The organism is Novosphingobium sp. FSW06-99, from assembly GCF_001519065.1.
In the GTDB taxonomy this organism is placed as follows: domain Bacteria; phylum Pseudomonadota; class Alphaproteobacteria; order Sphingomonadales; family Sphingomonadaceae; genus Novosphingobium.
This window is the reverse complement of sequence record NZ_KQ954256.1, coordinates 256830-283480: the sequence shown is the minus strand read 5'-3', so window position 1 is coordinate 283480 and position 26651 is coordinate 256830. Positions and strand designations below refer to the sequence as shown.

Annotated in this window: 23 protein-coding genes and 1 riboswitch; of the genes, 7 read left to right on the top strand and 16 right to left on the bottom strand. The window is 65.2% G+C overall.

The features are described 5' to 3' along the window. Positions 1-21 precede the first annotated feature (21 nt). The 11 genes from AQZ49_RS12060 to hisN form a co-directional block, all read right to left on the bottom strand. Positions 22-360: a P-II family nitrogen regulator gene (locus AQZ49_RS12060; RefSeq protein WP_067615885.1), complete on the bottom strand. Its 339-nt coding sequence runs from the start codon at positions 358-360 to the stop codon at positions 22-24. Positions 361-554: 194 nt separating this feature from the next. After that, entirely contained in the window at positions 555-1424 is an 870-nt protein-coding gene (locus tag AQZ49_RS12055) for an alpha/beta fold hydrolase (RefSeq protein ID WP_067615884.1), read from the bottom strand. A gap of 80 nt (positions 1425-1504) precedes the next feature. Further along, positions 1505-3031, bottom strand: coding sequence for a peptide chain release factor 3 (locus tag AQZ49_RS12050; RefSeq protein WP_067615882.1), 1527 nt, complete (start codon positions 3029-3031; stop codon positions 1505-1507). A 46-nt stretch (positions 3032-3077) separates the two neighbouring features. Continuing rightward, the gene (locus AQZ49_RS12045) at positions 3078-3410 is read right to left on the bottom strand and encodes a hypothetical protein (RefSeq protein WP_067615880.1); all 333 of its coding nucleotides are present in this window, start codon (positions 3408-3410) and stop codon (positions 3078-3080) included. After that, on the bottom strand, positions 3410-4291 hold the full coding sequence (locus AQZ49_RS12040) for an aldose 1-epimerase family protein (RefSeq protein WP_067615878.1): 882 nt from the start codon (positions 4289-4291) through the stop codon (positions 3410-3412). The genes AQZ49_RS12045 and AQZ49_RS12040 overlap by 1 nt, the downstream gene beginning before the upstream one ends. A 3-nt stretch (positions 4292-4294) precedes the next feature. Beyond that, on the bottom strand, positions 4295-6694 hold the full coding sequence (pheT, locus tag AQZ49_RS12035; protein WP_067615876.1) for a phenylalanine--tRNA ligase subunit beta: 2400 nt from the start codon (positions 6692-6694) through the stop codon (positions 4295-4297). After that, on the bottom strand, positions 6691-7779 hold the full coding sequence (pheS, locus tag AQZ49_RS12030) for a phenylalanine--tRNA ligase subunit alpha (protein ID WP_067615874.1): 1089 nt from the start codon (positions 7777-7779) through the stop codon (positions 6691-6693). The genes pheT and pheS overlap by 4 nt, the downstream gene beginning before the upstream one ends. A gap of 107 nt (positions 7780-7886) precedes the next feature. Beyond that, positions 7887-8249 carry a 50S ribosomal protein L20 gene (rplT, locus tag AQZ49_RS12025; protein WP_067615872.1) on the bottom strand — a complete coding sequence of 121 codons (363 nt, stop codon included), beginning with the start codon at positions 8247-8249 and terminating at the stop codon, positions 7887-7889. 12 nt (positions 8250-8261) lie between these two features. Continuing rightward, a complete protein-coding gene (gene rpmI / locus AQZ49_RS12020) occupies positions 8262-8465 on the bottom strand; it encodes a 50S ribosomal protein L35 (protein ID WP_067615870.1) in 204 nt (67 codons plus the stop codon). Between the two features lie 235 nt (positions 8466-8700). Beyond that, on the bottom strand, positions 8701-9606 hold the full coding sequence (gene metA / locus AQZ49_RS12015) for a homoserine O-succinyltransferase (protein WP_067616114.1): 906 nt from the start codon (positions 9604-9606) through the stop codon (positions 8701-8703). 64 nt (positions 9607-9670) lie between these two features. Next, positions 9671-9784: riboswitch (SAM-I-IV-variant riboswitch) on the bottom strand. 111 nt (positions 9785-9895) lie between these two features. Further along, the gene (gene hisN, locus AQZ49_RS12010) at positions 9896-10675 is read right to left on the bottom strand and encodes a histidinol-phosphatase (protein WP_067615868.1); all 780 of its coding nucleotides are present in this window, start codon (positions 10673-10675) and stop codon (positions 9896-9898) included. A 177-nt stretch (positions 10676-10852) separates the two neighbouring features. Between hisN and AQZ49_RS12005 the strand changes: the two genes are divergently transcribed. Next, positions 10853-11815 carry a helix-turn-helix domain-containing protein gene (locus tag AQZ49_RS12005; protein WP_067615866.1) on the top strand — a complete coding sequence of 321 codons (963 nt, stop codon included), beginning with the start codon at positions 10853-10855 and terminating at the stop codon, positions 11813-11815. Positions 11816-12012: 197 nt separating this feature from the next. Here the strand turns inward: AQZ49_RS12005 and AQZ49_RS12000 are convergent, their stop codons facing one another. Then, positions 12013-12948: a ribose-phosphate pyrophosphokinase gene (locus AQZ49_RS12000; protein ID WP_067615864.1), complete on the bottom strand. Its 936-nt coding sequence runs from the start codon at positions 12946-12948 to the stop codon at positions 12013-12015. Between the two features lie 199 nt (positions 12949-13147). On the opposite strand from AQZ49_RS12000, the gene AQZ49_RS11995 reads away from it, so the two are divergent. Next, positions 13148-14815: an NAD+ synthase gene (locus AQZ49_RS11995; protein WP_067615862.1), complete on the top strand. Its 1668-nt coding sequence runs from the start codon at positions 13148-13150 to the stop codon at positions 14813-14815. A gap of 15 nt (positions 14816-14830) precedes the next feature. Here the strand turns inward: AQZ49_RS11995 and AQZ49_RS11990 are convergent, their stop codons facing one another. Next, positions 14831-16444 carry a M20/M25/M40 family metallo-hydrolase gene (locus AQZ49_RS11990; protein ID WP_082701747.1) on the bottom strand — a complete coding sequence of 538 codons (1614 nt, stop codon included), beginning with the start codon at positions 16442-16444 and terminating at the stop codon, positions 14831-14833. Between the two features lie 186 nt (positions 16445-16630). Here AQZ49_RS11990 and AQZ49_RS11985 point away from each other — a divergent pair, with 186 nt between their 5' ends. Both AQZ49_RS11985 and gltX read left to right on the top strand, forming a co-directional pair. Continuing rightward, positions 16631-17080, top strand: coding sequence for a hypothetical protein (locus tag AQZ49_RS11985; protein ID WP_067615860.1), 450 nt, complete (start codon positions 16631-16633; stop codon positions 17078-17080). A 16-nt stretch (positions 17081-17096) separates the two neighbouring features. Further along, positions 17097-18425: a glutamate--tRNA ligase gene (gltX, locus tag AQZ49_RS11980; RefSeq protein WP_067615858.1), complete on the top strand. Its 1329-nt coding sequence runs from the start codon at positions 17097-17099 to the stop codon at positions 18423-18425. Here the strand turns inward: gltX and AQZ49_RS11975 are convergent, their stop codons facing one another. From AQZ49_RS11975 to AQZ49_RS11965, 3 genes are read right to left on the bottom strand one after another with little or no spacing between them, the layout of a single operon-like run. Next, a complete protein-coding gene (locus AQZ49_RS11975; RefSeq protein WP_067615856.1) occupies positions 18426-18986 on the bottom strand; it encodes a YqgE/AlgH family protein in 561 nt (186 codons plus the stop codon). A 37-nt stretch (positions 18987-19023) separates the two neighbouring features. After that, positions 19024-21777, bottom strand: a complete 2754-nt coding sequence (locus AQZ49_RS11970) for a [protein-PII] uridylyltransferase (protein WP_067615854.1) — start codon at positions 21775-21777, stop codon at positions 19024-19026. 21 nt (positions 21778-21798) lie between these two features. Further along, positions 21799-23499, bottom strand: a complete 1701-nt coding sequence (locus AQZ49_RS11965; RefSeq protein ID WP_067616110.1) for a class I adenylate-forming enzyme family protein — start codon at positions 23497-23499, stop codon at positions 21799-21801. A 241-nt stretch (positions 23500-23740) separates the two neighbouring features. Here AQZ49_RS11965 and lgt point away from each other — a divergent pair, with 241 nt between their 5' ends. The 3 genes from lgt to petA all read left to right on the top strand — a co-directional run bounded on the left by lgt (position 23741) and on the right by petA (position 26649). After that, a complete protein-coding gene (lgt, locus tag AQZ49_RS11960; protein ID WP_067616108.1) occupies positions 23741-24625 on the top strand; it encodes a prolipoprotein diacylglyceryl transferase in 885 nt (294 codons plus the stop codon). 13 nt (positions 24626-24638) lie between these two features. Beyond that, positions 24639-25694: a class I SAM-dependent methyltransferase gene (locus AQZ49_RS11955; RefSeq protein ID WP_067615852.1), complete on the top strand. Its 1056-nt coding sequence runs from the start codon at positions 24639-24641 to the stop codon at positions 25692-25694. 376 nt (positions 25695-26070) lie between these two features. Beyond that, positions 26071-26649 (top strand): ubiquinol-cytochrome c reductase iron-sulfur subunit, encoded by a 579-nt coding sequence (gene petA, locus AQZ49_RS11950; RefSeq protein ID WP_067615850.1) that lies wholly within the window; start codon positions 26071-26073, stop codon positions 26647-26649. Positions 26650-26651 lie beyond the last annotated feature (2 nt).

The following is a 26651-nucleotide window of genomic DNA, read 5'->3' as shown; positions in this document are numbered from 1 at the left end:
GGTTTCCCTTCTTGTCGGATTTCACAGCGCGGTTTCGCCGGACTCGCCGGTCCGGATGCGCGTGGCAGAGACCAGGTCGACGACAAAGATCTTGCCGTCGCCGATCGCTTCGGTGTTGGCGGTCTGCTGGATCACTTCGATGATGCGCGGCGCCAGATCATCGGACGCGGCAATCTCCAGCTTGACCTTTGGCAACATATTGGTGGTGTATTCGGCGCCACGATAGATTTCGGTCTGGCCCTTCTGCCGCCCGAATCCCTTGACTTCCGACACCGTCATCCCGGCAACGCCCAGGTTCGACAGCGCTTCACGCACTTCATCGAGCTTGAACGGCTTGATAATGGCGATGATGAATTTCATTCATGCCCCCTGCATTGGCCTGCCCCCGATCAGGTCCAGACGCTGCAAAACATGAATGCATAAAGCATGCCAGATCCGTATTTATGCGGATTCAATATATTGCGCGGAATAAAATGTCTCGCAACAGCCGCACTGCGCCCGATTCTTGTGCAGACCGCATGGCATGCCTGTTTTTTAGGCACGCCATGCCGGGGCTAGAGAAAATCCTTGAGCGTGGCGATGAAGCGGTCGAACTGGTCGTGGTGCAGCCAGTGTCCGGCATCGGCGAATTCGGCCACGCGGGCGTTGCGGAAATGGCTGATGCGGCCATCGACTTCGGGATTGCTGGCGAAACTGTCGGCCCCGTTGAGCAGCAGCGTGGGGCACGTGATCGCCTCCCACAACTCGTGCTTGCGCTCGGTTGAAATATCGTAGGGGTGGTCGATGTGCACGTAGGGATCGAATTTCCACGTGAACGTGCCGTCTTCGTTCCGGTTGATGCCGTGGATGGTCAGGTGCTTGGCCTGTTCCTCGGTCAGATAGGGGTTTTCCGCCTTCATGCGGGCATAGGCATCGCGCAAAGTGGGATAACGGCGCGGCAGGCGCCCGGCGGCCTTGCGCTTTTCGGCAATATAGTCGCGGATACGCCGGCCGAACGGCACATCGCGCATCCGCAATTCCCAATCGGGGGTGGGAAAGATACCCTCGATCGCCACCAGTTTGCGCACGTCTTCGGGAAACAGCCCGGCATAGCGCAACGACACATTGGCGCCCATCGAATGCGACACGATCGTCACTGGCGCCAGATCAAGCTGATGCACCAGTTGCGCCACGTCATAGACCATGTCCATCACGCGGTAATTGCCGTCCGATGCCCATTCGCTGTCGCCATGGCCGCGATGGTCGAGCGCAATGATATGCCAATCCTCGCGCAGCGCCTCGGCCGTCCAGTCCCAGCTTCGGCAATGGTCGCGCCCGCCGTGGATCAGCAACAGCGGCGGTTTGTCCGGATTGCCCCAGTCCACATAGTGGAGCCGCAGGCGTTGCGAGATAAAGGTGTTCGAGGTGGGGCCGAGCAGGTTCATGGCGCCTAACTGCCGTGCGATGCCTGCGCTGACAAGACCCGTGTTGCCCGTACGCCTGTCGGCAGCGGGAAATTCCCGCCCTACCGTTCCTTCGTCGCGGAAAAGGTCAGCTCGGGGTTGCGTTCCTGCTGATAGCCGACATCCCAGGCCGAACGCGCCATGAACACCGGGTCGCCGTCGCGGTCATGCGCCAGGTTCGATTTGTTGAAATCGACAAAGCCCTTGATCGCCGCATCGCTGCCCTTGATCCAGCGCGCGGTGTCGAAGGGCGAGGGTTCGAGCACGGCTTCGACTTTGTATTCCGCCTCCAGCCGCGAAATCAGCACGTCGAGCTGCAATTGCCCGACCACGCCGACAATCCATTGCGCGCCGATTTCGGGATAGAACACCTGAATCACGCCTTCTTCGGACAGATCGTCGAGCGCCTTGCGCAACTGTTTGGTCTTGGTCGGGTCACGCAAGGCGACCCGGCGCAGGATTTCGGGCGCAAAATTGGGCAGCCCGGTAAAGCGCACATCGTTCTTTTCCGACAGCGTGTCACCCACCCGCAGCGTGCCGTGGTTGGGAATGCCGATGATATCGCCGGCCTGCGCGGTGTCGGCAATTTCGCGGTCCTGGGCAAAGAACAGGATCGGCGAATGGACCGCGATCGGTTTGCCCAGCCCCGACGGGATCAGCTTCATGCCCCGGCGGAACGTGCCCGAAACCAGCCGCATGAAGGCGATGCGGTCGCGGTGCTGCGGGTCCATGTTGGCCTGCACTTTGAACACGAACCCGGTGACATCTTCGCGCGTGGGGTCGATCACGCCCTGATCCGACGATTGCGGGCGGGGCGGCGGGGCAAAGCGGGCAATCGCGTCGATCAGTTCGGATACGCCAAAGCCTTTCAGCGCGGATCCGAAATAGACCGGCGTCAGATCGCCATGGCGATAGGCCTCCAGATCAAATTCGGGATAGCCGATTTGGGCCAGTTCGATCTCCTCGGCCACCGCGTCGGGGATCGTGGCGCCGTCCAATGGATCGCGCCGGCCCAGAAATTCGCGCGAATCGCCTTCGGGCCGGGCAATCGTGCGCTGGGTCAGATCCAGCACGCCCTCGAACACCCCGCCCATGCCGATCGGCCAGGACATCGGCACGACATCGAGCGCCAGCGCATCGGCCACTTCGTCGAGCGTTTCGAACACGCTGCGCCCTTCGCGATCGACTTTGTTGACGAAGGTGATGATCGGCACCGAACGCATGCGGCACACTTCGAACAGTTTGCGCGTCTGCGGCTCGATGCCCTTGGCTGCGTCGATCACCATGATCGCCGAATCGACTGCGGTCAGCGTGCGATAGGTGTCTTCGGAAAAGTCTTCGTGGCCCGGCGTGTCGAGCAGGTTGAAGACGATCCCGTCCTTTTGGAATGTCATCACCGAACTGGTGACCGAGATCCCGCGCTGCTGCTCGATCTTCATCCAGTCGGACCGCGCGCGCCGCGCCTGCCCCCGCGCCTTGACCTCACCGGCCAGGTGAATCGCCCCGCCTTGCAGCAGCAGCTTTTCGGTCAGCGTGGTTTTCCCCGCGTCGGGGTGCGAAATGATGGCAAAGGTGCGACGATTGGACATGGCATCGCGCCCTAACGGATTATCCGGGAAATGGGACCGGTTTTTGTTACTCGACCGTCAGACAGGCCTTCATTGCGTCGGATTCGCTGCTCGACAACTGGCGTCCGCCATCGGTGAACAGGCCCACTTGCCGCGACTTGCCGTTGTCGGACACCACCACGCGCAGGCCAAACGCGCTGGCATGCATGGCGCGCGGATCGCCCGACCAGGTCAGGCCAAGGTGCGATCCCAGGCAGGTGCGCAAAGTCTCGGCGGCAATCGGGCTCGATGCGCGGCCCATCAGCCGTTCGCCGCCGCGCGGGATCATCAGCGCGATACCGGCCAGAACAGCCAGCACCCCCACCAGCAGGGCAACAATCAGCACAGGACGCAGCACCATCAGGGATTCACCAATACCGAAAGACGAAACGAGCGTACCGCGCCCGGCGGCAGGATGACAAGGCCGGGCTTGGTGGCGAATTCGCCATCGAAACCTTGCGGATCGGCATGGCCCTGCCAGGGTTCGATGCAGATATAGTGCCCACCCGGCACTTGCCACAGCCCCAGCATCGGCGTGTCGGGAAAGGCGATGTCGAGCGAGGCCCCGCCCGGCGCGCCATAGCGCAACGCGCGGCTGGCCAGATCGGTCCAGATCACCGCATCGGCACGGAAAAGGTCCGCATCGAGCGGCAGGTCGCGCCCCGTCACCGGGCTGGCCTCGGCCTCGGGCAGCAACAGCCCGGTGTCGCGCGCAACGCGCCGCACCGGCCCCGGTTCGGGCCATTCAAACGTCAGCCGGTGCGCCGCCTTGTCCGCCCCACCCGGCAAAGGCCAGGCAAAGGCGGGGTGATAGCCAAAGCTGAACGGCAGTGGCTCTGCACCGGGATTGTGCACATGCGCTGCCATGACGAGCCGCCAGCCATCGAGGCGAAAATCGATCTCCAGCGCGAACGCAAAAGGATAGACCGCGCGTGTGTCCGCGCTGTCGGTCAGGCGAAAGCGCACGCGGTCGGGCGCCTGTTCGACCACATCGAACGCGCTGTGCCGGGCAAAACCGTGGCGCGGCATCGCATGGTCGATGCCATCGACGCGCAGCCGGTCGCCCGCCAGCGAACCGACGATCGGAAACAGCAATGGCGCATGCCCACCCCAGAATGCCGGATCGGCATCGGTCATGTATTGCGCGCCGTGCGTGTCGCACAGCGACCACAGCTCTGCCCCGGTCGGGTTGATCCGCGCCGACAAGCTGTCGGAGGCAATCTCGACCAGATCCTGCGCCATCCACTATCCCCGCAAGGTCCCGCCCAGCTTTGCCGCCGCCGCCACGACGCGTTCGGCAATCGCCTTGAGCGCGGCTTCGTCATAGCTTTTGTCGACCGGTTGCAGCGTGATCTCGATCGCCAGACTGCGCTGCCCCTCGGGCACGCCTGCCCCCCGGAAATCGTCGAACACGCGCGCGGCGACAATGTTGGCCTTGTCCGCGCCGCGCACCGCCCGCACCAGATCGCCCGCCGGGCGGTCGATCGGCAGCAGAAAGGCAAAGTCGCGCGTCACCGCCTGCAACGGCGGCGGCGCATAGGCCGCGCGCGCAAAGCTGCCGGCGGTCTTTTTGGCGGGCAGACGGTCGAGGAACAGTTCGACCACCGCGACCGGCCCGGCCAGATCGAACGCCTTGAGCGTGGCGGGGTGCACCATGCCAAACCGCGCCAGCACGGTCTTTGGCCCCAGCCGCAGCGTCGCCGACTGGCCGGGGTGGAACTGCGCGCCCGCCTCGCCCATCACCATCAGGTTGTCGACCGGCGCGCCCGCTTCGGCCAGCAGCGCCAGCGCCTCGGCCTTGGCATCAAAGGCATCGAACGGCGCGGCCTTGCCTTGCGCCCAGCCACGCGGATGGCGTTCGCCCGCCAGCACGACCGCCAGGCTCGGTGCTTCGGCGCTGGCCCCGTCGGCCCCTCGCAAATAGCGGCGACCGATCTCGAACAGCCGGATCGAGGTCGCGCCACGATCGAGGTTGCGCTGAACCGCCATAAGCAGTCCGGGCAGCAGCGAAGGCCGCATGGCTTCCAAGTCTTTTGAAATAGGATTGGCGAGGTGCCAGACCGGGTTGTCTAGATCAGCGAAATGATTTGCTTGCAGCCAGGGCAGGAACGACCAGGTGACGGCTTCGTGGCTGCCACGCGCCGCCGCCAGCCGCCGCAACCGGCGTTCGAGCGTCTGCGCCGGGGTCGCGGTCGGTTTGGCCACGCCCGGTGCACGCGGCAGCGGGGTGGAGGGCACGGCGTCGAGCCCGTGGACGCGGATCACTTCCTCGACAATGTCGGGCGCGGCATCGATGTCGCAGCGCCAGCCGGGCACGGCCACGCGCCACAGCCCTTCGCCCGACACGCCAAAGCCCAGCGCGTCGAGGATGCGGCGCTGTTCGGCCTGCGGCACGTCGATCCCGCCCAGCCGCGCGGCCAGCGCGGGATCATAGGCGACCAGCTTGTCGGCCAGCGGCGGTTCGCCCGCGCGCACCACATGGCTGGGCTCGCCCCCGCAGATCTGGCAGATCAGCGCGGTCAACAGGTCGAGCCCGGTATCGAGAAAGCCGGGATCGACCCCGCGTTCGAACCGGCTGCGCGCATCAGACGTCAGCGCCAGCGCCTGCCCGGTGCGCGAGATCGCCTGCCGGTCGAAATAGGCCACTTCGAGCAGCACGTCGGTGGTGGCGTCGCTGCACCCCGAATGCTCTCCGCCCATGATCCCGGCAACATCATGCACCATCACATCATCGGCGATCACCGTCATCGTGGCATCGAGCGTGTATTCGCGCCCGTTGAGCGTGTGCACCGTTTCGCCGGCGACCGCCTTGCGCGCGACCACCGCGCCGCGCAGCTTGGCCAGGTCATAGGCGTGTGCGGGGCGGCCATAGGCCAGCATGACATAGTTGGTGATGTCGACGAGCGCCGAAATCGGGCGCTGGCCTGCGCTTTTCAGCGCATCGGCCAGCCATTGCGGGCTGGGTCCGTTGCGCACGCCGCGAATGACCCGACCGTAGAACGCCGGGCACCCTTCGGGATCATCGGTGCGCACGTCGATCGGGCAGGGGTAGCTGCCCGGCACATGATCGACTGCGATCGGGCGCAACGTGCCGATCCCGGCCGCGGCCAGATCGCGCGCGATGCCATAGACGCCCATGCAATCGGGCCGGTTGGGGGTGATCGCCACATCGAACACCGGGTCTGACCCCAGATAGTGGGCAAAGCTGATCCCGAGCGGGGCATCGGCGGGCAATTCGATGATGCCGTCGTGTTCATCGCCCAGACCCAGTTCGCGGGTCGAACACATCATGCCGTTGGATTCGACACCGCGGATCGCGCTCTTGCGCAATTCCATGCCATTGGCGGGGACCACCGCGCCGGGCAGACCCAGCACGCCGATCAGCCCCGCGCGTGCATTGGGCGCGCCGCAGACCACCTGCAACGGCGTGCCGTCACCGATATCGACCGACAGCACTTGCAGCTTGTCGGCCTGCGGATGGCGCTCTGCCGTCAGCACGCGGGCCACGCGGAACGCGCCCAGCGCCGCCGAAGCATCGCTGACGCCTTCGATTTCCAGCCCGAGCGCGGTCAGCGCGCGCGCGATGGTGGCCGCATCGGCCTGGGTTTCGAGATGCTGTTTCAGCCAGGACAGGGCGAATTTCATGACCGCACTCCCACCCCGCCCGACAATGTCGGCACGTCGAGCGCGGCAAAACCGTAATGCGCCAGCCAGCGCGCATCGCCATCGAAGAAGGCCCGCAAATCGTCCATCCCGTATTTGAGCATGGCCAGCCGGTCGACCCCTGTGCCAAACGCGAAACCCTGCCATTCGTCGGGATCGAGGCCACTGGCGGCGATGACATGGCGATTGACCATGCCGCTGCCCAGCACTTCCATCCAGCCGCCGCCGAGCGCATCGCCGTCACCGCCGACCACGCGCTTGCCGCCGACCAGCGTGAACCCGACATCGACTTCGACCGAGGGTTCGGTGAACGGGAAATAGCTCGGCCGCAGGCGCAGCACGATATCCTCGCGCTCGAAAAACGCCTTGAGAAAGGTTTCCAGCGTCCATTTCAGGTGGCCGAGGTGGATGCCCTTGTCGATCACCAGCCCTTCGATCTGATGGAACATCGGCGTGTGGGTGGCATCGCTGTCCGAGCGATAGACCCGGCCCGGCGCGATGATCCGCAAGGGGGCGCCCTGGCTGAGCATCGTGCGGATCTGCACGGGCGAGGTGTGCGTGCGCAACAGCATTGCGCGCCCCGCCGCATCGCGATCGGGGAAATAGAACGTGTCGTGCATCGCGCGCGCCGGATGCGTTTCGGGCATGTTGAGCGCGGTGAAATTGTGCCAGTCGTCCTCGATTTCGGGACCGCTGGCGACGGCAAAGCCCAGATCGGCGAAAATCTCGGCCAGTTCGTCCATCACCTGGCTGACCGGGTGGACCGAACCGCGCGGAGTTTCGGGCGCGGGCAGCGTCAGATCGACGCGTTCGGCGGCCAGCCGGGCGTCGAGCGCGGCGCTTTCCAGATCGGCCTTGCGCGCGGCCAATGCGGCAGTGACCGCTTCACGCGCGGCATGGATGCGCGGCCCTTCGGCCTGGCGCTGGTCGGGGGTCATCGCCCCCAGCGTCTTGAGCAGGGCGGAAACCCAGCCCTGTTTGCCCAGCGCGGCAACGCGCAAGGCTTCGACCGCGTCGGGCGTGTCGGCTGCGGCGATGGCCGCCAAAGTCTGATCGAGCTGTTCCATGATGCCCGTTCCGCTAGCGCCATACGCGACGCAAATCCAACCAAAAGCAAAAGGGCGCCGTCCTTGCGGACGGCGCCCTTCGAATGCGTGCAATCGTCCGGTTGCGATTAAGCAGCCGGCAGAGCTGCCTTCGCCTGCGCGATGATGGCGGTAAACACGCCACCTTCGTTCATCGCCAGATCGGCCAGCGATTTGCGATCGAGTTCGATCCCGGCCAGCTTGGTACCGTGGATGAACTGCGAATAGGTCAGGCCTTCGGCGCGAACCGCGGCGTTGATGCGCTGGATCCACAGGCCGCGGAACGTGCGCTTTTTGACCTTGCGGTCGCGATAGGCGTACTGGCCGGCCTTTTCGACGGCCTGGCGCGCGACGCGGATGGTGTTCTTGCGGCGGCCACGGTAGCCCTTGGCCTGTTCAAGAAGACGCTTGTGCTTGGTGCGGGTAGTCGTACCGCGCTTGATACGGGACATCGGTCAGTCTCCTCAGTTGAGCCCGTAGGGCGCCCACTTCTTGATCACCTTTGCATCTGCATCGGAAATCACTTCAGTGCCGCGGTTCTGACGGATGTACTTGGCATTGTGGCTGATCAGGCGGTGACGCTTGCCGGCCACGCCGTGCTTCACTTTGCCCGTTGCGGTGATCTTGAAGCGCTTCTTCACACCGCTCTTGGTCTTGAGCTTGGGCATTTTGGTCTCCTAGGGTTCTGGCAGCCTGAACTCGCCGTGGCAGCCCTGATGGCCAGGCGAATCTCATACGGGCGACCGGATGAAGTGCGGGCCCTTATGGGCAGTCGCGCCAAAACGCAAGCGGATTGGGCGGCGTGGGCATCGCGTGACAGTGTTGCAAAGGCCCAGCCATGCAAAAGCCCTCTGCCGCGCCCGTCTCCGGCGGATCTCGCCGGGCGGGAAGGGGGCCGGATATTCAACGCCCGATCATGCTGCGATCGAACGGTGTGGTCTGGTAGACTTCGTTGATCCAGTTGCCGAACAGGATGTGGCCATGGCCGCGCCAGGTGTTGACCGGGCGCGCCGCCGGATCATCGCCGGGGAAATAGTGCGCGGGCACATAGGCGCCCTGGTCGCGGGCATATTCACCCGCCAGCGTCAGCGTGTCATATTCCAGATGGTTGAGCATGTGCAGCGACCGGTGCGCCGGGTCATCGACCAGACACAGGCCAACTTCGTCGCTGGTCGCCAGCACGGTCAGGCCGCGATCCCTGGGCAAGTCCTCTGCACGCACTTCGCTCCAGCGCGACACCGGCACATCGAACCGGTCGGGCAAGCCGCGCAGCCACGGCGTGGCGGGCGCGCAGTTCCAGTGCGCGAACACCCCCGAGGCCTTGGCATCGAGCGGATGCTTGTCGACACCGTGAAAATGGTACAGCGCCGCCATCGCCCCCCAGCACAGCGTCAGCGTGCGGTGGACATGGGTCTGGCTCCAGTCGAAAATGCGCGCCAGTTCATCCCAATACGTGACTTGTGCATAAGGGATCGTTTCAACCGGGGCGCCGGTGACGATCAGCCCGTCGAACTTTTCGCCCGCTGCCTCACCCCACGGGCGATAGAATTCGGCGATATGCCCAGCGGCGGTGTTCTTGCTGACATGGTCGGAAATGCGCAACAGTTCCAGTTCCACCTGCAGCGGGGTCGCCCCCAGCACGCGCGCGATCTGCGTTTCGGTGGTGATCTTGTCGGGCATCAGGTTGAGCAGCGCGATGCGCAAGGGGCGGATATCCTGCCGCGCCGCCTCGCTTTCGCTCATCACGATCACGCCTTCGGATTCGAGCGTGCGGCGGGCGGGCAGGTTGTCGGCAATGCGGATCGGCACGGGCATGTCCCTCGAACGTGGCGACCGGGGCAAGGCGCCATCAGCACGAACAGGAATGCAGGCATTGGCTCCGTTTGGTTGCCGCTGCGGCCACATCCCTTTCATCGCTGAAAGGCGCCACCTTGCCCGGTTGCCGGCAGGTTGGCGTCGGGGTTGCCCCCAACTCTTGATGTTGCCGCCGATCTAGGCGCGCCGATGTCTTATTGCAAGGCGTTGTCAGTGGGCGTCCTCAAAGTACCACCCACCGCCCCGCACCCACGAGGGGTGCGGGGCGGTGGGTGGTACACTCTCAGTGCCCGCAGGCCAGCGCCTCGACCACGTCGTCCAGCCGCGCCGGATCGCCCAGCGCCAGCACGTGGCCGCTCGATCCCTGACGCAACGGTTCGCCGTTCCAGTCGGCCATCACTCCGCCCGCGCCTTCGACCACCGGCACCAGCGCCGCCCAGTCATAGATTTTCAGGTTGGATTCGCACACCACATCCAGATGCCCGCTGGCCAGCATGGCATAGTTGTAGCAATCGCCGCCCATCACCATCCGCTTGTGATCGGTCTGCGCGGCCAGCGCCATGAAATGTTCGCCGTCGTGGTCGCTGAAATAATGCGGCCCGGTGGTGGCGATCGCCGCTTCGGCCAGCGCCGGACAGGGCCGCGTGCGCACCGGTGCGCCGTTGAACAGCGTCGGCTGACCGATCACCCCGACCCAGCGTTCCTTGAGGATCGGCTGGTCGATCACCCCCAACACCGGAAAGCCATCGACGATCAACGCGATCAGCGTGCCGAACAGCGGGCGCCCCGCCACAAAACCGGTGGTGCCGTCGATCGGATCGAGCACCCAGGCGCGGCCCGACGATCCGTCCTGCGCCCCGAATTCTTCACCGATCACCCCGTCGCCGGGCATTTCGGCGCGCAGCAGCGCACGCATTGCTTCTTCGGCGGCGCGGTCGGCGGCGGTGACCGGGGTCTGATCGCCCTTGCGTTCGAACCCGGCGGCGCGGAAATGCGGGCGGATGGCTGCCCCGGCCGCATCGGCAAGGCGGTGGGCGAGGGCGATTTCGACGTCGAGTTTCATGGCATCAGCGTCTGGCAACCGGGGCGCGGCAGGTCAAGCGGATGTGCCGTCGATCGCTGACGAATTGCCAATGAACCAATGCGGTAAATGGGTCAGGACTTGACCGCAGCCCCAAGATTTGCACAAGCTATTACCCAAGGGAATAGGGCTATAACAAAAAGGGGGCGCAGCACACCGATGAGCCGTAACACGGCCCCGGCAATCGATCACCGTATTGCGCCGCGCAGTGCCATTGCGCGCGACGGGCAACCTTTGTCCAACAGCCGCGCCCCCTCGCCCGATCTGGCGCCGTGGGTCGGGCGGCTTTACGTGACCAGCGTATCGGCCCCCGACACGCATGTGCTGTCGTGCGGGCTGTTCTGCGAGGGATCGGTGCTGCGCATCCAGCTCGACGGCGACTGGCAGGCGCAAAGCGCCGATGGCCCGGTGACGCGCGGCCGCGACGTGATCCTGTTCGGACCGCAGACAAAGCGTATGCCGGTGCAAGTGCGCGGCGGCTTTACCAGCGTCGGGATCTCCTTTCGCCCCGGTGCCATGCGCGTGCTGGGGGGGCGGCCCGAACCCGACAATGCCGACCGGTTGAACGACCCTGCACAGATCGGCGTCGATCGCGGCATGTGGCTCGACATGCTGCGCCCCGATGCCGAGCCCGATGTCTGGTGCAAACGGATGGAAAACGCGCTGCGCCTGCTGATTGCGCACCGCGACGCCGCGACGCCCGATGCCGTCACGGCGCGGTTCGAGCGCATCAGCTATGCCAATCCGTCAGCCTCGGTGGGGCAATGCGCCGAAGAGATCGGCATCGACATCAAACGGCTGGAACGCATCGTCCGGCGCGATTTCGGGATGACCCCGAAACAGGTGCTGCGGCGCGCCCGCGCGCTCGACATGGCCAGCCACTTGCGCGGCGTGGCCGACCGCAACGAGGCCGAGGCGCTGATGCTGCGCTATTACGACCAGAGCCATCTGATCCGCGATTTCATCGCGCTGATCGGGATGAGCCCGCGCCAGTTTGTCGAGCGCCCGCAACCGCTGATGACATTCTGCCTGGAAACGCGTCAGGCGCGCCGGTTGCAAGTGCTCGACCGGCTTGCGCCGGGCGAATCACCGCCGTGGCTCGACCGTATTCTCAGAGTCTGAGTCAAAATTCGCGAAAGAGCGAATTTTGAAGGCCGCACCGGCCCGCTCCCCGCGACGAAGAGCACGAAAACGTCCGGGGGACGTTTTCGCTGAGGAGCCGACCACCCTACGATAGTACCCTATGGGTGGTCGGGTGGGGGAGCGGGCCGGTGCGGCCTTCGGAAATTTCGGCAAAGCCGGAATTTCCGATCAGACTCTCAATCAAACAGGGAACTGACCGAGCTTTCATCGGCGATCCGGCGCACCGCTTCGCCGATCAGCGGGGCGATTGGCAGCAGGCGGATGCGATCGCAATTGCGCGTTGCTTCGGTCGGCAGGATCGAATCGGTGATCACCAGTTCCTTCAGCGCCGAATTGCCGACGCGCGCCACCGCGCCGCCCGACAGCACGCCGTGGGTGATATAGGCCGCAACGCCCGAGGCCCCTGCATCCATCAGCGCCTGCGCCGCGTTGCACAACGTGCCGCCCGAATCGATGATATCATCGATCAGGATGCACATGCGCCCCTTCACATCGCCGATAATGTTCATCACTTCTGACTGTCCGGGACGGTCGCGCCGCTTGTCGACAATCGCCAGCGGCGCGTTGTCGAGCCGCTTGGCCAGCGCGCGCGCGCGCACCACGCCGCCGACGTCGGGCGACACCACCATCAGGCCTTCGCCGCCATAACGGGTCTGGATATCGGCGGCCATGACCGGTGCCGCAAACAGGTTGTCGGTCGGAATGTCGAAAAAGCCCTGGATCTGCCCGGCATGCAGATCAACCGCCAGCACGCGATCGGCGCCTGCGGTGGTGATCAGGTTGGCCACCAGCTTGGCCGAGATCGGCGTGCGCGGGCCCGGTTTGCGGTCTTGGCGGGCATAGCCGAAATAGGGCACCACCGCGGTGATCCGGCGGGCCGAGGCGCGGCGCAGCGCATCGATGCAGATCAGCAGTTCCAGCAGGTTGTCGTTGGCCGGGAAACTGGTCGACTGGACGATGAAGACGTCTTCGCCGCGCACGTTTTCGTGGATTTCGACGAACACTTCCTCATCGGCGAACCGCCGCACCGAGGCCGCCGTCAGCGGCAGTTCGAGATAGCCGGCTATCGCCCGCGCAAGCGGCAGGTTGCCGTTGCCCGACATGATCTTCATGGGTTGCGCACCTTTCGTCCCTGTCTGACCAAAGTCCATGACGCCCGTTCGCGGGCGTTCCGGCAACACCGCACGAATCGGCGGGCGACCTCTTGGCGCGGGCCTTAGCCCAAGATGACGCATTTGCAACATACTCGACCGGCACGAACGGTGGACAGCCCCTTGATGCGGGGCCCGATTGGCGCGTAGGACGTCGTCCATGGCCGACCGACTGATCATCACGCTTGCCCAACTCAACCAACAGGTTGGCGATCTTGCCGCCAACGCCGCGCAGATGCGCCAGGTGCGCGCCCAGTCGCCCGACAGCGATCTGATCGTGTTTCCCGAAATGCATCTGGTCGGCTATCCGCCCGAAGACCTGATCCAGAAACCGGCGCTGATTGCGCGCGCGGCGCTGGAACTGGACAAGCTGGCCGCCGATACCGCCGATGGTGGCCCAGCCATGCTGGTGGGCAGCGTGTTCGTGCGCGATGGCGCGCTGCACAACGGGGTTGCGCTGCTCGAAGGCGGGCGCATTGCCGCCGTTCGCTTCAAATACGAATTGCCCAATTACGGCACCTTCGATGAAAAGCGCTATTTCCTGCCCGGGCCGCTGCCTGAACCGGTGCTGTTCAAGGGCGTGATGCTTGGCCTGCCGATCTGCGAGGATATCTGGCACCCCGATGTCTGCCGCCACCTGGCGCAACTGGGCGCGGAAATCTTTATCTGCGTCAACGGCAGCCCTTATGAAATCGACAAGGACGTGCTGCGCATCGATGGCGTGGCCAAGCGCCGCGCGATCGATACCGGCATTCCGCTGGCCTATCTGAACCGCGTCGGCGGGCAAGATGAAGTGGTGTTCGACGGGGCCAGCTTTGTCGTCGGGCCGGAAGGTGCGCTGTGGATCCAGGCGCCCGATTGGGAAGAGGCGGTGATCCGCACCGAATGGAACCGTGTGCGGGTCGGCAACGGGCACCGCTGGCGCTGTGCGCCGGGCGAAGTGCATGAACTGGCCGAACACCCCGAAGACATCTATTGCGCAATGGTGCTGGCGCTGCGCGACTATGTCGACAAGAACCGCTTTCCCGGCGTGGTGCTGGGCCTGTCGGGCGGGATCGATTCGGCGATCACCGCCGCGATCGCGGTTGATGCGCTGGGCCCCGAACGGGTGTGGTGCGTGATGTTGCCCAGCCGCTATACCAGCGCGGAAAGTCTGGAGGACGCGGCAGGGTGCGCCGCGCTGCTGGGCACGCGGCTCGATACGATACCGATCGAACCGGCGGTGGCAGGCTTTGCCGAGATGCTGGCACCAGCATTTGCCGAACGCGCACCCGACATCACCGAGGAGAACCTGCAATCGCGCATTCGCGGCACCACGCTGATGGCGCTGTCGAACAAGTTTGGCCCGATGCTGGTCACCACCGGCAACAAGAGCGAAATGAGCGTGGGCTATGCCACGATCTATGGCGACATGAACGGCGGCTACAACCCCTTGAAAGACGCCTACAAGACCACCGTGTTTGCGATATCCGCATGGCGCAACACCAAACGGCCCAGGATCGGCCTGGGCCCCGATGCCCCGGTGATGCCGCAGCGGATCATCACCAAGCCGCCCAGCGCCGAATTGCGACCCGATCAGAAGGATTCGGATTCGCTGCCCGACTATGCCGTGCTCGATGCCATCCTGGGCGATCTGATCGAACAGGAACGCAGCGTCGACCAGATCGTGGCCGAAGGCTACGACCGCGCCACCGTCGAACGCATCGAACGCCTGGTCAACCTGGCGGAATACAAGCGCCGCCAGGCCCCGCCGGGCGTCAAACTGGGCACACGCAATTTCGGCCGCGACCGCCGCTATCCAATCACCCACGGATTTCGCACGGCCTGATCGGGCGCGCCGGGCTCAATCGTCGGGATCGGCGACCTTGAATGGGTCGGTCGGCACCGGCTGAGTGGGCAGCGGCGGGTGTGGCAGGTCCTTGTCGCTGGTCGCGGCCTGCCACAGCACACCGGCCCAGACCACAGAGATCTGGCGCATGTCGTCGGCGCGCATGTGGTCGAGCGTATCGAGCGTCGAATGGTGCACGCGCGTTTCGTAATCGAGCGGGTCCTGGATGAACTGATAGCCGTTGAGCCCCAGCGCCTGATAACTTTCATGATCGGTGCCATGGGTCTTGCTGGCAACCAGTGCGCCCGCGCCCATCGATTTGAACGGCGCCAGCCAATCGCCCAGCAACGCGTTCACCCCCGGATTGCCCTCGGTATAGATCCCGCGCAGCTTGCCCGAGCCGTTGTCGACATTGAAATAGGCCTTGAGCGTAGCATATTCGGGCTTCGGCGTGATCGGGAAAGCCTTGTCCCACGCCAGATAAGCCTCGATCCCGGTCAACGCCGGGTCGATTGCGCGCGTGGCAAAATGCTGGGAGACATAGGCCTCACTACCCAGCAAACCCTGCTCTTCGCCAGCCCACAGCGCAAAACGGATGGTGCGACGCGGCTTGATCCCCAGTTTCTGGATCAGGCGCGCCGCCTCGATCAGCGCGACCGAGCCCGCGCCATTGTCGTTGGCGCCGTCGGCGGCGATCCAGCTGTCGAAATGGGCCCCGGCCATGACCACCCCTGCCTTGGGATCGCTGCCGGGAATTTCGGCGATGATGTTGGTGGCATCCAGATGCCTGTCATCATAATGCGCGGCCACCGTCACGCTCAATTGCGGCGCCGTGCCGGTTGCGGCCAGCCGCACCAGCCGGCGGTAATCCTCCTGCGCCATCTGCACCGCCGGCAGGGCCAGGGTATGGCCTGGCTGAAAGTGATAGCCCTCGCCCGACACCAGTTTGCCATCGCGATAGGCCATTGTCACCACCGCCACGGCGCCTTCGGCTTTGGCAAAGGCGGCGGCCCGTTCGGCGAACATCAGCGATTTGAGCCAGCGCGGTTTGGTCAGCGGATCGAACACGGGCTGATCATAGTGGTCAAATTCCGCGATATCCTTGTCGGTGTAGCGCTGGAACACCGCATCCTTGCTCTCGCTGGTTTCGCCGGGCATCGAGATGAGCACGATCTTGCCCGTCAGCTTGCCCTTCCACCGGGCTAGGTGTTCTTCCTTCGACATCGGCGCGACGATCACCGGCGCGGTCAGCGTGCCCTCGGTCGGCGGTGACCAGGCGATCGGGATCACCGTCAGCGCCAGTTTGCGCGGGGTAACCATGTTGACGGCATAGCTGTCGAGATTCCAGCCGAGCCCGAAATGGAACGGTTCTTCGTGAACATTGGCCAGGCCATAGCTTTTGAGCAGGGCGATCGCCCAGGCCTGCGCCTTGCGCTGGTTGTCCGAATTGGTCAGGCGCGGGCCGATACCGTCGAACAGCGCCGAGGCGGTCTTCATCACCTCGCTGCGCTGCATGCCTTCGTCGATGATTTTCGCGATGGCGGGGTCCTGCGCCGGTTCGGCCAGGGCGGGGGCGGCGATCGCCAGCGCCACAATCGAGGTGGCCAGCACGCGCAAGATCATCGGCATCGTCCTTTCGTCGGCTGCAGGCGCAGACGGGCGCACCGGCATGATGGTTTCAGAGTACACGGCTTGCGGGTGGGCGCAACCGGTCGACGAGGGTAGTCGCCCGCGTCTTGTTGCGAATGATTATCATTGACCGACGGCCTTGCGCATCATAACTTGCGAATCGTTCGCAAAAATGGAGATTGCCCGATGCCGCCTTCCATCCCGCCTTCGCACGCGGCCAATCCGGCGCGGGCCACCATCGCCGCGCTGGCCCGGCCCGGTGATCTGCGCGCGCTGCCGCTGGTCGCTGCCGAACTGGTGGTGGCGACGCGTCTGGCCGCGCTGTTCGAACGCGCGGGGCGCGATCCGCTGCCCGATCTGGCGCGCCGTTATGGCAATGTCGAAGCCGCCACCGCGATCGACGGCCTGCTTCGTACGGTCACCCAGGTCTGGCCCGAAGCGTTTGGCGTGGCGCGCCCCTGCTGCACCCGGCTGACCCCCGACGAAGCCACGCTGGCCGCGCTGGCCCTTGCCGCGCGCCGCGCGGATCACGCCGGATTTGCCGACCAGATCGCAGGCTTCGTGCGCGCCGATCGGCACGAGGCGCTCTATCAGGCAACGCTGCACGCGGTCGCGCTGTTGCCGTTCGCGGGTTGACCGCTATAGGGCAGGGATGACCGTCGTCACCCGCTTCGCCCCTTCGCCCACTGGTCGGCTGCATGTCGGCAATATCCGTACCGCGCTGCACAACTGGCTGCTGGCGCGTCGTCACGGCGGCACGTTCCTGCTGCGCATCGACGACACCGATGCCGCGCGCAGCCGCGAGGAACATGTCGTGGCGATCCGTGCGGATCTGGCCTGGCTGGGGCTCGACACCGATGCCGAGCAACGCCAGTCGGCACGCTTTGCTATCTATGAGGCGGCGTTTGCGCGGCTGATCGCGCAAGGGCGCGTTTATCGCTGCTATGAAACGCAGGCCGAGCTTGATCTGCGGCGCAAGGTGCTGTTGTCGCGCGGGCTGCCGCCGATCTATGACCGCGCCGCGCTCGCCTTGACCGAGGCCGACCATGCCGCGCGCGCCGCCGCGGGCGAGGCGCCGCACTGGCGGTTCCTGCTCGACCACGACACGCCGATCGCATGGAACGACGGCATTCGCGGGGCCCAGGCGTTCGACCCGCGCCAGATGTCCGATCCGGTGGTGCGCCGCGCCGACGGCACCTGGCTCTATATGCTGCCCAGCGTGATCGACGATGTCGAGATGGGCGTAACCGACGTGCTGCGCGGTGAAGACCATGTGTCGAACACCGCCACGCAAGTGCAGATGTTCACCGCACTGGGCGCCGCCGTGCCGCGCTTTGCCCATGCCGCGCTGCTGACCGGGGCGGAGGGCAAGCTGTCGAAGCGGTTGGGTTCGCTCGGCGTTGCCGACATGCGCGAGGCGGGGATCGAGCCACAGGCGATCATTGCGCTGCTGGCGCGGCTAGGCACTGCCGATCCGGTCGATGCCACGCTCGATCCCGCCGATCTTGCCGCCGCGTTCGATCTGTCGCGGTTTGGCCGGGCCCCGGCGCGGTTTGATGAGGCAGAGCTTGATCGCATCAACGCAGGCGTGATCCACCGCCTGCCCTTTGCGGCGGTTGCCGATCGCCTGCCGCAGGGGATGGACGAAGTGGCCTGGCTGGCCATCCGCCCCAATCTCGACCGCGTGGCGCAGGCCGCCGACTGGTGGCAGGTGATCACCGGGCCGATCGTCGCACCCGCAACAGACACCGAAACGCGCAACTATCTGGATGCAGCGGCCGGGATCGCCGCCACGCTCGATTGGTCCACCGACCCGTGGAGCGCTTTGACCGCCGCGCTGAAAGAGGCGACCGGGCGCAAGGGCAAGGACTTGTTCGCGCCGCTGCGCCGTGCGCTGACCGGCATGGACCACGGCCCGGACATGAAGGCACTGCTGCCGCTGATCGGCCGCGAAGCGGCGCTCCGCCGTCTGGCTGGCTGATCAGGCCCGCCCGGTCGCCGCAACCAGGTGCGCGGGGTCGATCCCTTCGGCGCGCCAGGTGGCATGCCAGCGTGTTTCGTGCGGGGTGTCGAACAGGATCGCGGACCGGCCTGCCGCCGCATACCAGCCGTGCTGGCGCATTTCGCCTTCCAACTGCCCGGCGCCCCAGCCGGCATAGCCCAACGCCACCAGCCAGCGCTCCGGCCCCGTCCCGTCGGCAATCGCCCGCAGCACATCGAGCGAGGCGCTCAGACTCCATTGCGGCGACACCGGCATTGTCCCGGGCGCGTCCCATGTCGCGCTGTGGAGCACAAAGCCGCGCTGCTGTTCGACTGGCCCCCCGGCGTGGATCGGGGCATCCGGCGCGAGCCCCGGCTTGATACCGAGATCCCGCAACAGACCGTGCAGGGTGACGCCGGGATGGATTGCGCCGACGCCAATGCCCAGCGCGCCATTGGCATCATGGACGCACATGGCGATCACGGCATGGTCGAAACGCGAGTCGCCCATGCCCGGCATCGCCAGCAGAATCGAACCGCCAAGATAGTGTGCATCGGTCATCGCGCGATGATACGCGGCGCGCCCGCAATTGCCAGCGTTACGCCGCCGCCTTGATATCGGCGTCGCCCGCGGCCTCGATCAGGCGGCGCTCGATCGTGCGCAGCCGCGTCTCGCCGGTGACTTTGCTGCCCAGCACATCGGTCACATAGAACGTGTCGACCGCGCGTTCGCCATACGTTGCAATATGCGCCGAATGGACCATCAACCGCGCCTCGAACAGCGCGCGCGCCAGACGGCTGAGCAGCGCGGGCCGGTCGAGCGCGCCGACCTCGATCACGGTAAACCGGTCGGACGCGGTGTTGTCGAAAATCACGATGGGGTGGACGACAAACGCCTCTGCACGCGTGCGCGCCAGCGGCCGCGCGGCCAGTTTGGGCGACAGTTTGACTTTGTTGGCCAGCGCATCGGCAATCGCGGTCTTCAGCCGGGCGATCTGCACCGCCTCGTTCAGCGGGCGGCCCAGCGGGTCCTGCACCAGGAAATTGTCGACCGCCACGCCGTTGCGCGCGGTGTGGATGCGCGCATCGATGATGTTGCCCCCGGCCAGATGGATGCCCCCGGCGATGCGATAGAACAGCCCTGGATGGTCGGCGGCGATCACTGTGACCAGCGTGGCCCCGCGCGCGGGGTAATAGCGCGCCTCTACCGACAACGGCTCGTCGAGCGCGATGTCGAGCTGTTGCAGGTTCATCGCGATGATGTCTTCGGGCTCGGCGATCCAGTAGGCATCGATCAGCTTGGTGCCGACCGTGCCGATCAGCGCGTCGCGTTCCTTCAGGATCGCGGCGACCGCCTTTTTCTTGGCGGCGATGCGTTCGGCGCGGCCATATTGCTTGTGCCCCAGCCGCAGCATGTCGTGGGTCAATTCGTAAAGATCGCCCAGCAACTGGCGCTTCCACGAATTCCAGATGCCCGGACCCACCGCGCGGATATCGACCACCGTCAGCAGCAGCAGCAGGCGCAGCCGTTCGACGCTTTGCACTTGCCCGGCAAAGTCGGCGATCGTCTTGTAATCGGCCAGATCGCGCTTGAACGCGGTCGCGCTCATCAGCAAGTGCCAGCGCACCAGCCATGCGACCATTTCGGTTTCGGCCGGGTTCAGTCCCAGCCGGGGACACAGCTTGAACGCAACTTCGGCACCCAGCACCGAATGATCGCCCTGCCGCCCTTTGGCAATGTCGTGCAGCAGCGTGGCGACATAGAGCGCCCGGCGCGATACGATCCGCCCGATCATCGCGCTGGCCAGCGGGTGCACGGTGCTTTCCTCGCCCCGTTCGATCCGCGCCAGCAGGCCGATTGCGCGGATGGTGTGCTCGTCGACGGTGTAATGGTGGTACATGTCGAACTGCATCTGCGCCACGACCCGGCCGAAATCGGGCACGAAGCGGCCGAACACGCCCGCCTCGCTCATCCAGCGCAGCACCGTTTCGGGATCACGGCGGCTGGTCAGGATATCCATGAACAACTGGTTGGCGCGCGGATCGCGCCGCACCGCGGCATCGATCAGCCCGGCATCGCGATGCGCCTGGCGCATCGTTTCGGGATGGATTTCCATCCCTTCGCGGTCGGCAACATGGAACAGCTCGATCAGCCGCACCGGGTCCTGCGCAAAGAAATCGTCCCCTCCGGCGGCGATCTTGTCAGCGATGATGGTGAACACCCCGATCTTGCGCCGCGCCCGCCGCCGCGCGCGCAGCTTGGCAAAAAAGCCCAGCCGCTGCGTCGCCCACTGTTCGTCGAGCTGCGCCAGGAACACCCCGGTCAACGACCCCACCTGGCGTGCGTGAAGAAAGAACAGTTGCATGAACCGTTCGACCGCGCTCTTGCCCGGGCGGTCGGCAAAGTTCATGCGCAGCGCCACCTCGCGTTGCAGATCAAACGTCAGCCGGTCTTCGGGTCTGCGGGTGATGATGTGCAGATGGCAGCGCACCGCCCAGAAGAAATTTTCCGCGCGGCGGAACGCGCGATATTCGATCCCGGTCAACAGCCCGACATCGACCAGTTCCGACGGATCGCGCACTTTGTGGATATATTTGCCGATCCAGTACAGCGTGTGCAGATCGCGCAGGCCCCCTTTGCCTTCCTTGACATTGGGTTCGACGACATAGCGGCTGTCACCCAGCCGTTTGTGCCGTTCGTTGCGTTCGGCCAGCTTCTGCGCGACGAACTGCCGCTCGGTCCCGGCGGCGACATCGGTCCAGAACCGGCGCTGGGCCTCTTCGTGCAAGGGCCGGTCACCCCACACATAGCGCCCTTCGAGCAAGGCAGTGCGGATGGTCAGATCAGCCTTGGCCTGGCGCACCAGATCGTCGAGCGAGCGAGTCGAATGCCCGATCTTCAGCCCCAGATCCCACAGGAAATAAAGCATCGCCTCGATCACCTGTTCGCACCAGGCGGTCGGCTTGTTGGGCGTGACAAAGGCGATATCGACATCCGAATGCGGGGCCATTTCGCCCCGGCCATAGCCGCCCACCGCGACGATCGCGATGCGTTCGCCGGTCGACCGGTTGCGCGCCGGATAGACCCGCGCCACCACATGATCGTGGATCACGCGCACCAGTTGGTCGATCAGGAAGGCCTGTCCCTCGACACATTCGGTACCGTGCGAGGGGTGCAGCGCCAGCCGCCGCACCAGCTCTTCACGGCCCGCCGCCAGGCTGGCGCGCAACATTTCGACAATCGTCGCACGCGCCTGCGCGGCATCGCCACGCTGGGCGACCAGCGCAGTGATATCATCGGCAAGGGCACGTCGATCGATGATCGCACGCTGGTTGGCAATCCGGGGCAGCATGCCGCCACCCTTAGCGCATGATCACTTACCAGTCTCTGCCCATTCGCGCTGGTAGGTTTCGCGGAGTGCGCGTTTATCAACCTTTTCAGTGCCCAGCCGCGGCAGCGGGGTGGTCACCTGCCAGAATTTGACCGGGATCTTGAACGCGGCGATTCGGTCCGCCAGCCAGGCACGCAGCGCTTCGCCATCAAGGCTGGTGCCCGGCTTGGCCAGATAGACCACCGCCGGAACTTCGCCGTAAAGCTCGTGCGGCAGGCCGAACACGCTCGCTTCGGCAATCGCTGGGTGGCCATAGATGGCGCTTTCCACCTCGATACAACTGATGTTCTCGCCGCCGCGAATGATGATATCCTTCTTGCGGTCGACGATGAACAGATAGCCTTCCTCGTCGATATAGCCCAGATCGCCGGTGCGGAAATAGCCATCGGGCATGATCGCCGCGCGGGTGGCCTCGGGATTGTTCCAATAGCCGATGAAATTGGCCACGCTGCGGATCGCGACTTCACCCGTGGCGCCCTGCGCCAGGGCATTGCCGTCGTCATCGAGAATCGCCAGATCGACCAGCGGGCGCGAAGCCGATCCGGTGCTGCCGGGCTTGGCCAGATAGTTTTCGTTGAAGTTGCCGCAGCCCACCCCGTTGGTTTCGGTCAGGCCATAACCCAGGATTGGAAAGGCATGGGGCAATTCGCGGCGGATGCGCGCGACATGATCGACCGGGCGCGGCGCCCCTCCGGCGGCAAACGTGACGCACGACGACAGATCGTATTGGCCGCGATCGGGGTGCGTGGCGATCTCGAAACTCATCAGCGGCACACCGACAAAATAGGTCACTCGCTCGCGCTGGATCAGGTCCATCGCGCGCGCCGCGTCCCAGCGCGCCATGATCACGAGTTTGCGCGCGATGGCAAACGACTGCAACAGCACCGGCACTTCGCCGGTCACGTGGAACAACGGCACATTGACCAGCGCACAGGGCTGGGTCGATGGATCGGGCGCCTCGCCGCGCGCGGTCATCACCCCCAGCGCCATCACCGTCTGCGCGATATAGTTGAACGTGCCCTGCACCACCCCGCGATGATCGGACAGCGCGCCCTTTGACGTGCCGGTCGATCCCGAAGTGAACAGCACGGTGGCCGGATCGTCGGCGGTCAGCACGGGCAACGCGACATCGGTGTCGTGGCCCAGCGCGGCCAGGCCCTGTTCGGGCAGGCAATCGTGCACGATCGGCAGCACTTGCGCGCCATGCCCATGTGCGGCCAACCGTTCGGCGCGCTGCCGATCGGCCAGCACCAGCCGGCACCCGACCAGATCGAGACCATGCGCCAGTTCTTCGCCCGACCACCAGCCATTGAGCAGCACCGCCACCCCGCCGGCCATCAGCACGGCCATATAGGCCACCACCCAGTTGGCCGAATTGCGCGCGGCAATGCCCACCCGATCGCCCCGCGCCAGGCCATGGCTGACGATCAGCCCGCCCGCCGCCGCACGCGCTGCGGCCAGGGTCTGCGCAAAAGTCAGCCGCACGCCATCATCAACCAGGAATTCCCGGTCGCCATGCAGGGTGCAGAAATGCGCGAAATAATGCGCCAGGCTGGGCGGTGCCGCCGCGATGATCGGCAGGTCGCGATCGTATTGCCGATGGGTGCCAAGTTGCATCATGCCGCCCGGCGCCACCAGGCTGTCCATGACCTGTGACAGGGCAAGATCGAGTTCGGTCTTCATTGTCGGCACCATCTCCAGCGGCGTTTCCAACCTGCCTTCCGCCACGCGGAATTCGGCTTCGCCCATTGTCGTTTGCACGTTCACAGTCACCCACCCTTGTGCCAAAAGGCGGCGCGCCGTGACCCGGGCCGCCGGCACCGGAAAGGTCCCGTTTCAAAACGTTTAAGGAGTTCGCAGCGTGCTGTCACTATCGGTCGCAACCCCCGATGTCGCACAATGGGTGGCCCAGTCGGTCGCCGGCATGCTGCCGGTGCTGAGTGACGCTGCGGCATCCTTGGCTGGCGCGCACACGCCGATCCGTTTTGAAAATCTGCATTTGTCGCCGATTGCGCTCGATCTGGGCTTTTTCACGATAAAATGGTATTCGCTGGCCTATCTGGTGGGGATCATTTTTGCCTATTGGCACGTTACCCGCGAATTGCGCCTGCCCGGCGCGCCGATGGCACAGCGCCATGCCGAAGACTTGTTCTTCTATGCCACGCTGGGGGTGATCTTCGGCGGACGGCTGGGCTATGCCACGTTCTACGCGCCCGAACTGTTTGCCAATCCGCTCGACCTGCTAAAGCTGTGGCAGGGCGGGATGAGCTTTCACGGCGGGCTGATCGGCACGACGCTGGCAATCGCGTGGGTGTCGTGGCGCGGGCGGCTCGATTTCATACGGGTGTGCGATTACATCGCGCCATGCGTGCCGGTCGGCCTGTTCCTTGGACGTTGCGCCAATTTCGTCAATGGCGAGCTGTGGGGGCGCGCCGCCGACCCCGCGCTGCCCTGGGCGATCGTGTTCCCCGGCGGCGGTGATATCGCGCGCCATCCCAGCCAGCTTTATGAGGCCGGGCTCGAAGGGATCGTGCTGGGCACCGTGCTGATCACGCTGTTCTGGACCACCCGCGCGCGCTGGCGCCAGGGGTTGCTGGTGGGCACTTTTGCCACCGGCTATGGCATGGCGCGGTTCGTGGTCGAATATTTCCGCGAGCCCGATCGCCAATTGGAAGATTTTGCCCACGCCACCGGGCTGTCGATGGGTCAGTGGCTGACGTTGCCGATGATCGCGATCGGCGTGGCGCTGATCGTGCGTGCGCTGCGTCGCCCGCCGCTGGGCGTTGCGGTGCAATCGATGCCGGCCTGACGATCCCCGCGCGATGACTGCCAAAGACCGCTTCGTTCGCCTGATCGCGGCCACCGGCCCGATCAGCGTGGCGCAATTCATGGCCGAATCGAACGCGCGCTATTACGACAGCCGCGATCCGCTGGGCAGCGCGGGCGACTTCATCACGGCGCCCGAAATCAGCCAGATGTTCGGCGAACTGATCGGGCTGTGGCTGGCCGACGTGTGGGACCGCGCCGGGCGGCCCGCCCCCGTGCATTACGTCGAACTCGGCCCCGGACGCGGTACCCTGGCGCGCGATGCGCTGGGCGCGGCGCGGCGGTTCGGCCTGATCCCCCAGGTACATTTCGTCGAGGCCAGCACCGCCTTGCGCAGAGTGCAGGCCCGGCTGTTCCCCCAAGCGCAATGGCACCAGGACATGGCCAGCCTGCCCGACGACGCACCGCTGCTGATCGTGGCCAACGAATTTCTCGACGCGCTGCCGGTGCGGCAACTGGTGCGCACCGAAGCTGGCTGGCGCGAACGCATGGTCGGGCTCGAACGTACGCAAGGTGGCGATCGGCTGGTGCCGGTTGCGGGTGAGCGCCCGATGGATGCGGCAGTGCCGCCCGCACTGGCCGATGCACAGCCGGGCGCGATCATCGAAACCTGCCCCGCCGCGGCCGCGATCACCGGCGAAGTGGCGCGACGGCTGGCGGCGCAGGGCGGTGCCGCGCTGATCATCGATTACGGGCGTAGCGCGCCGGCACACGGCAGTTCGCTCCAGGCCTTGCGCGCGCATGCCAAAGTCGATCCGTTCGCCTGGCCCGGCGAGGCCGATCTGACCGCACACGTCGATTTTTCGGATCTGCCCGCAATCGCCACGGGCAGTGGCGCGCGCTGGCTGGGCACGGCCGAACAGGGCACGTTCCTGATCGCGCTCGGGCTGGGCGCGCGGGTAGCAGCGCTATGCGCGGCCGCGCCTGATCAGGCACCGACGATACGGGCCGCCGCGCACCGGCTGGCCGCGCCAGAGGCGATGGGGACGCTGTTCAAGGTCTTGGGTCTGGCCGCACCCGACTGGCCCGATGGCGCCGGATTTCAAACCTGAGCTATTAAGGAAGACGGCCCCGGCCCGCTCCCGCACCCGACCACCCATCAGGTACTATCGTAGGGTGGTCAGGTGGGGAAGGGGGCCGGGGCCGTCTTCAAAATCCGCTCTCGCGCGGATTTTGCATCGGACTCTTAACAAGGGCTGCCCGCAAAGACCAAAATGGCTGTTGGCAAAGCAGCTTGTTTATGGCTATCACGCCGGTCGAAAGTCGGGGTCGCACGTCTGTCGCCATTGCGCGCTTGGGCAGTCGCAACCTTGAAATAAATGGAGCATTACGGTCCTCGTTATGCTTCATCTGGGGAGCAAAAAGGATCAATGCAGCCGCGCCTGCACGGTTAACGTGTGTGCGTGAAGCATAAGGCAAGGACTTTCAATGACGGACCTGCTCAAGGCTGACGGGGCGACAGTCGCCTCTTCTGAAATTCACGGCGAAGGCGTCAGGCGACGCGATTTCATCAATATTGCCGCAGTCAGTTTCGCCGGTGTCGGCGGGATCGCCGTGCTGGTTCCGTTGATTTCGCAAATGAGCGCATCGGCCGACGTGCTCGCGGAAAGCTCGACCGAAGTCGACATCTCGGCGATCGCGCCGGGGCAGGCGATCAAGACGATGTTCCGCAAACAGCCAGTGTTTGTCCGCAATCTGACCCCGGTGGAAATCGCCGAGGCCGATGCGGTCAATCCCGCCACGTTGCGCGATCCCGCTACGCTGGAACAGCGCACCAAGCCGAACAAGACCAACTGGCTGATCACCATGGGGGTGTGCACCCATCTCGGCTGCGTTCCGCTCGGCGCGGGGCCCGGTGAGGTAAAGGGTGAATATGGCGGGTATTTCTGTCCCTGCCACGGCTCGGTCTACGACACCGCAGCGCGCATCCGCAAAGGCCCGGCGCCCAAGAATCTTGAGGTGCCTCCGTATGAATTTTCTTCCGACACTGTCGTGAAGATCGGCTGAGG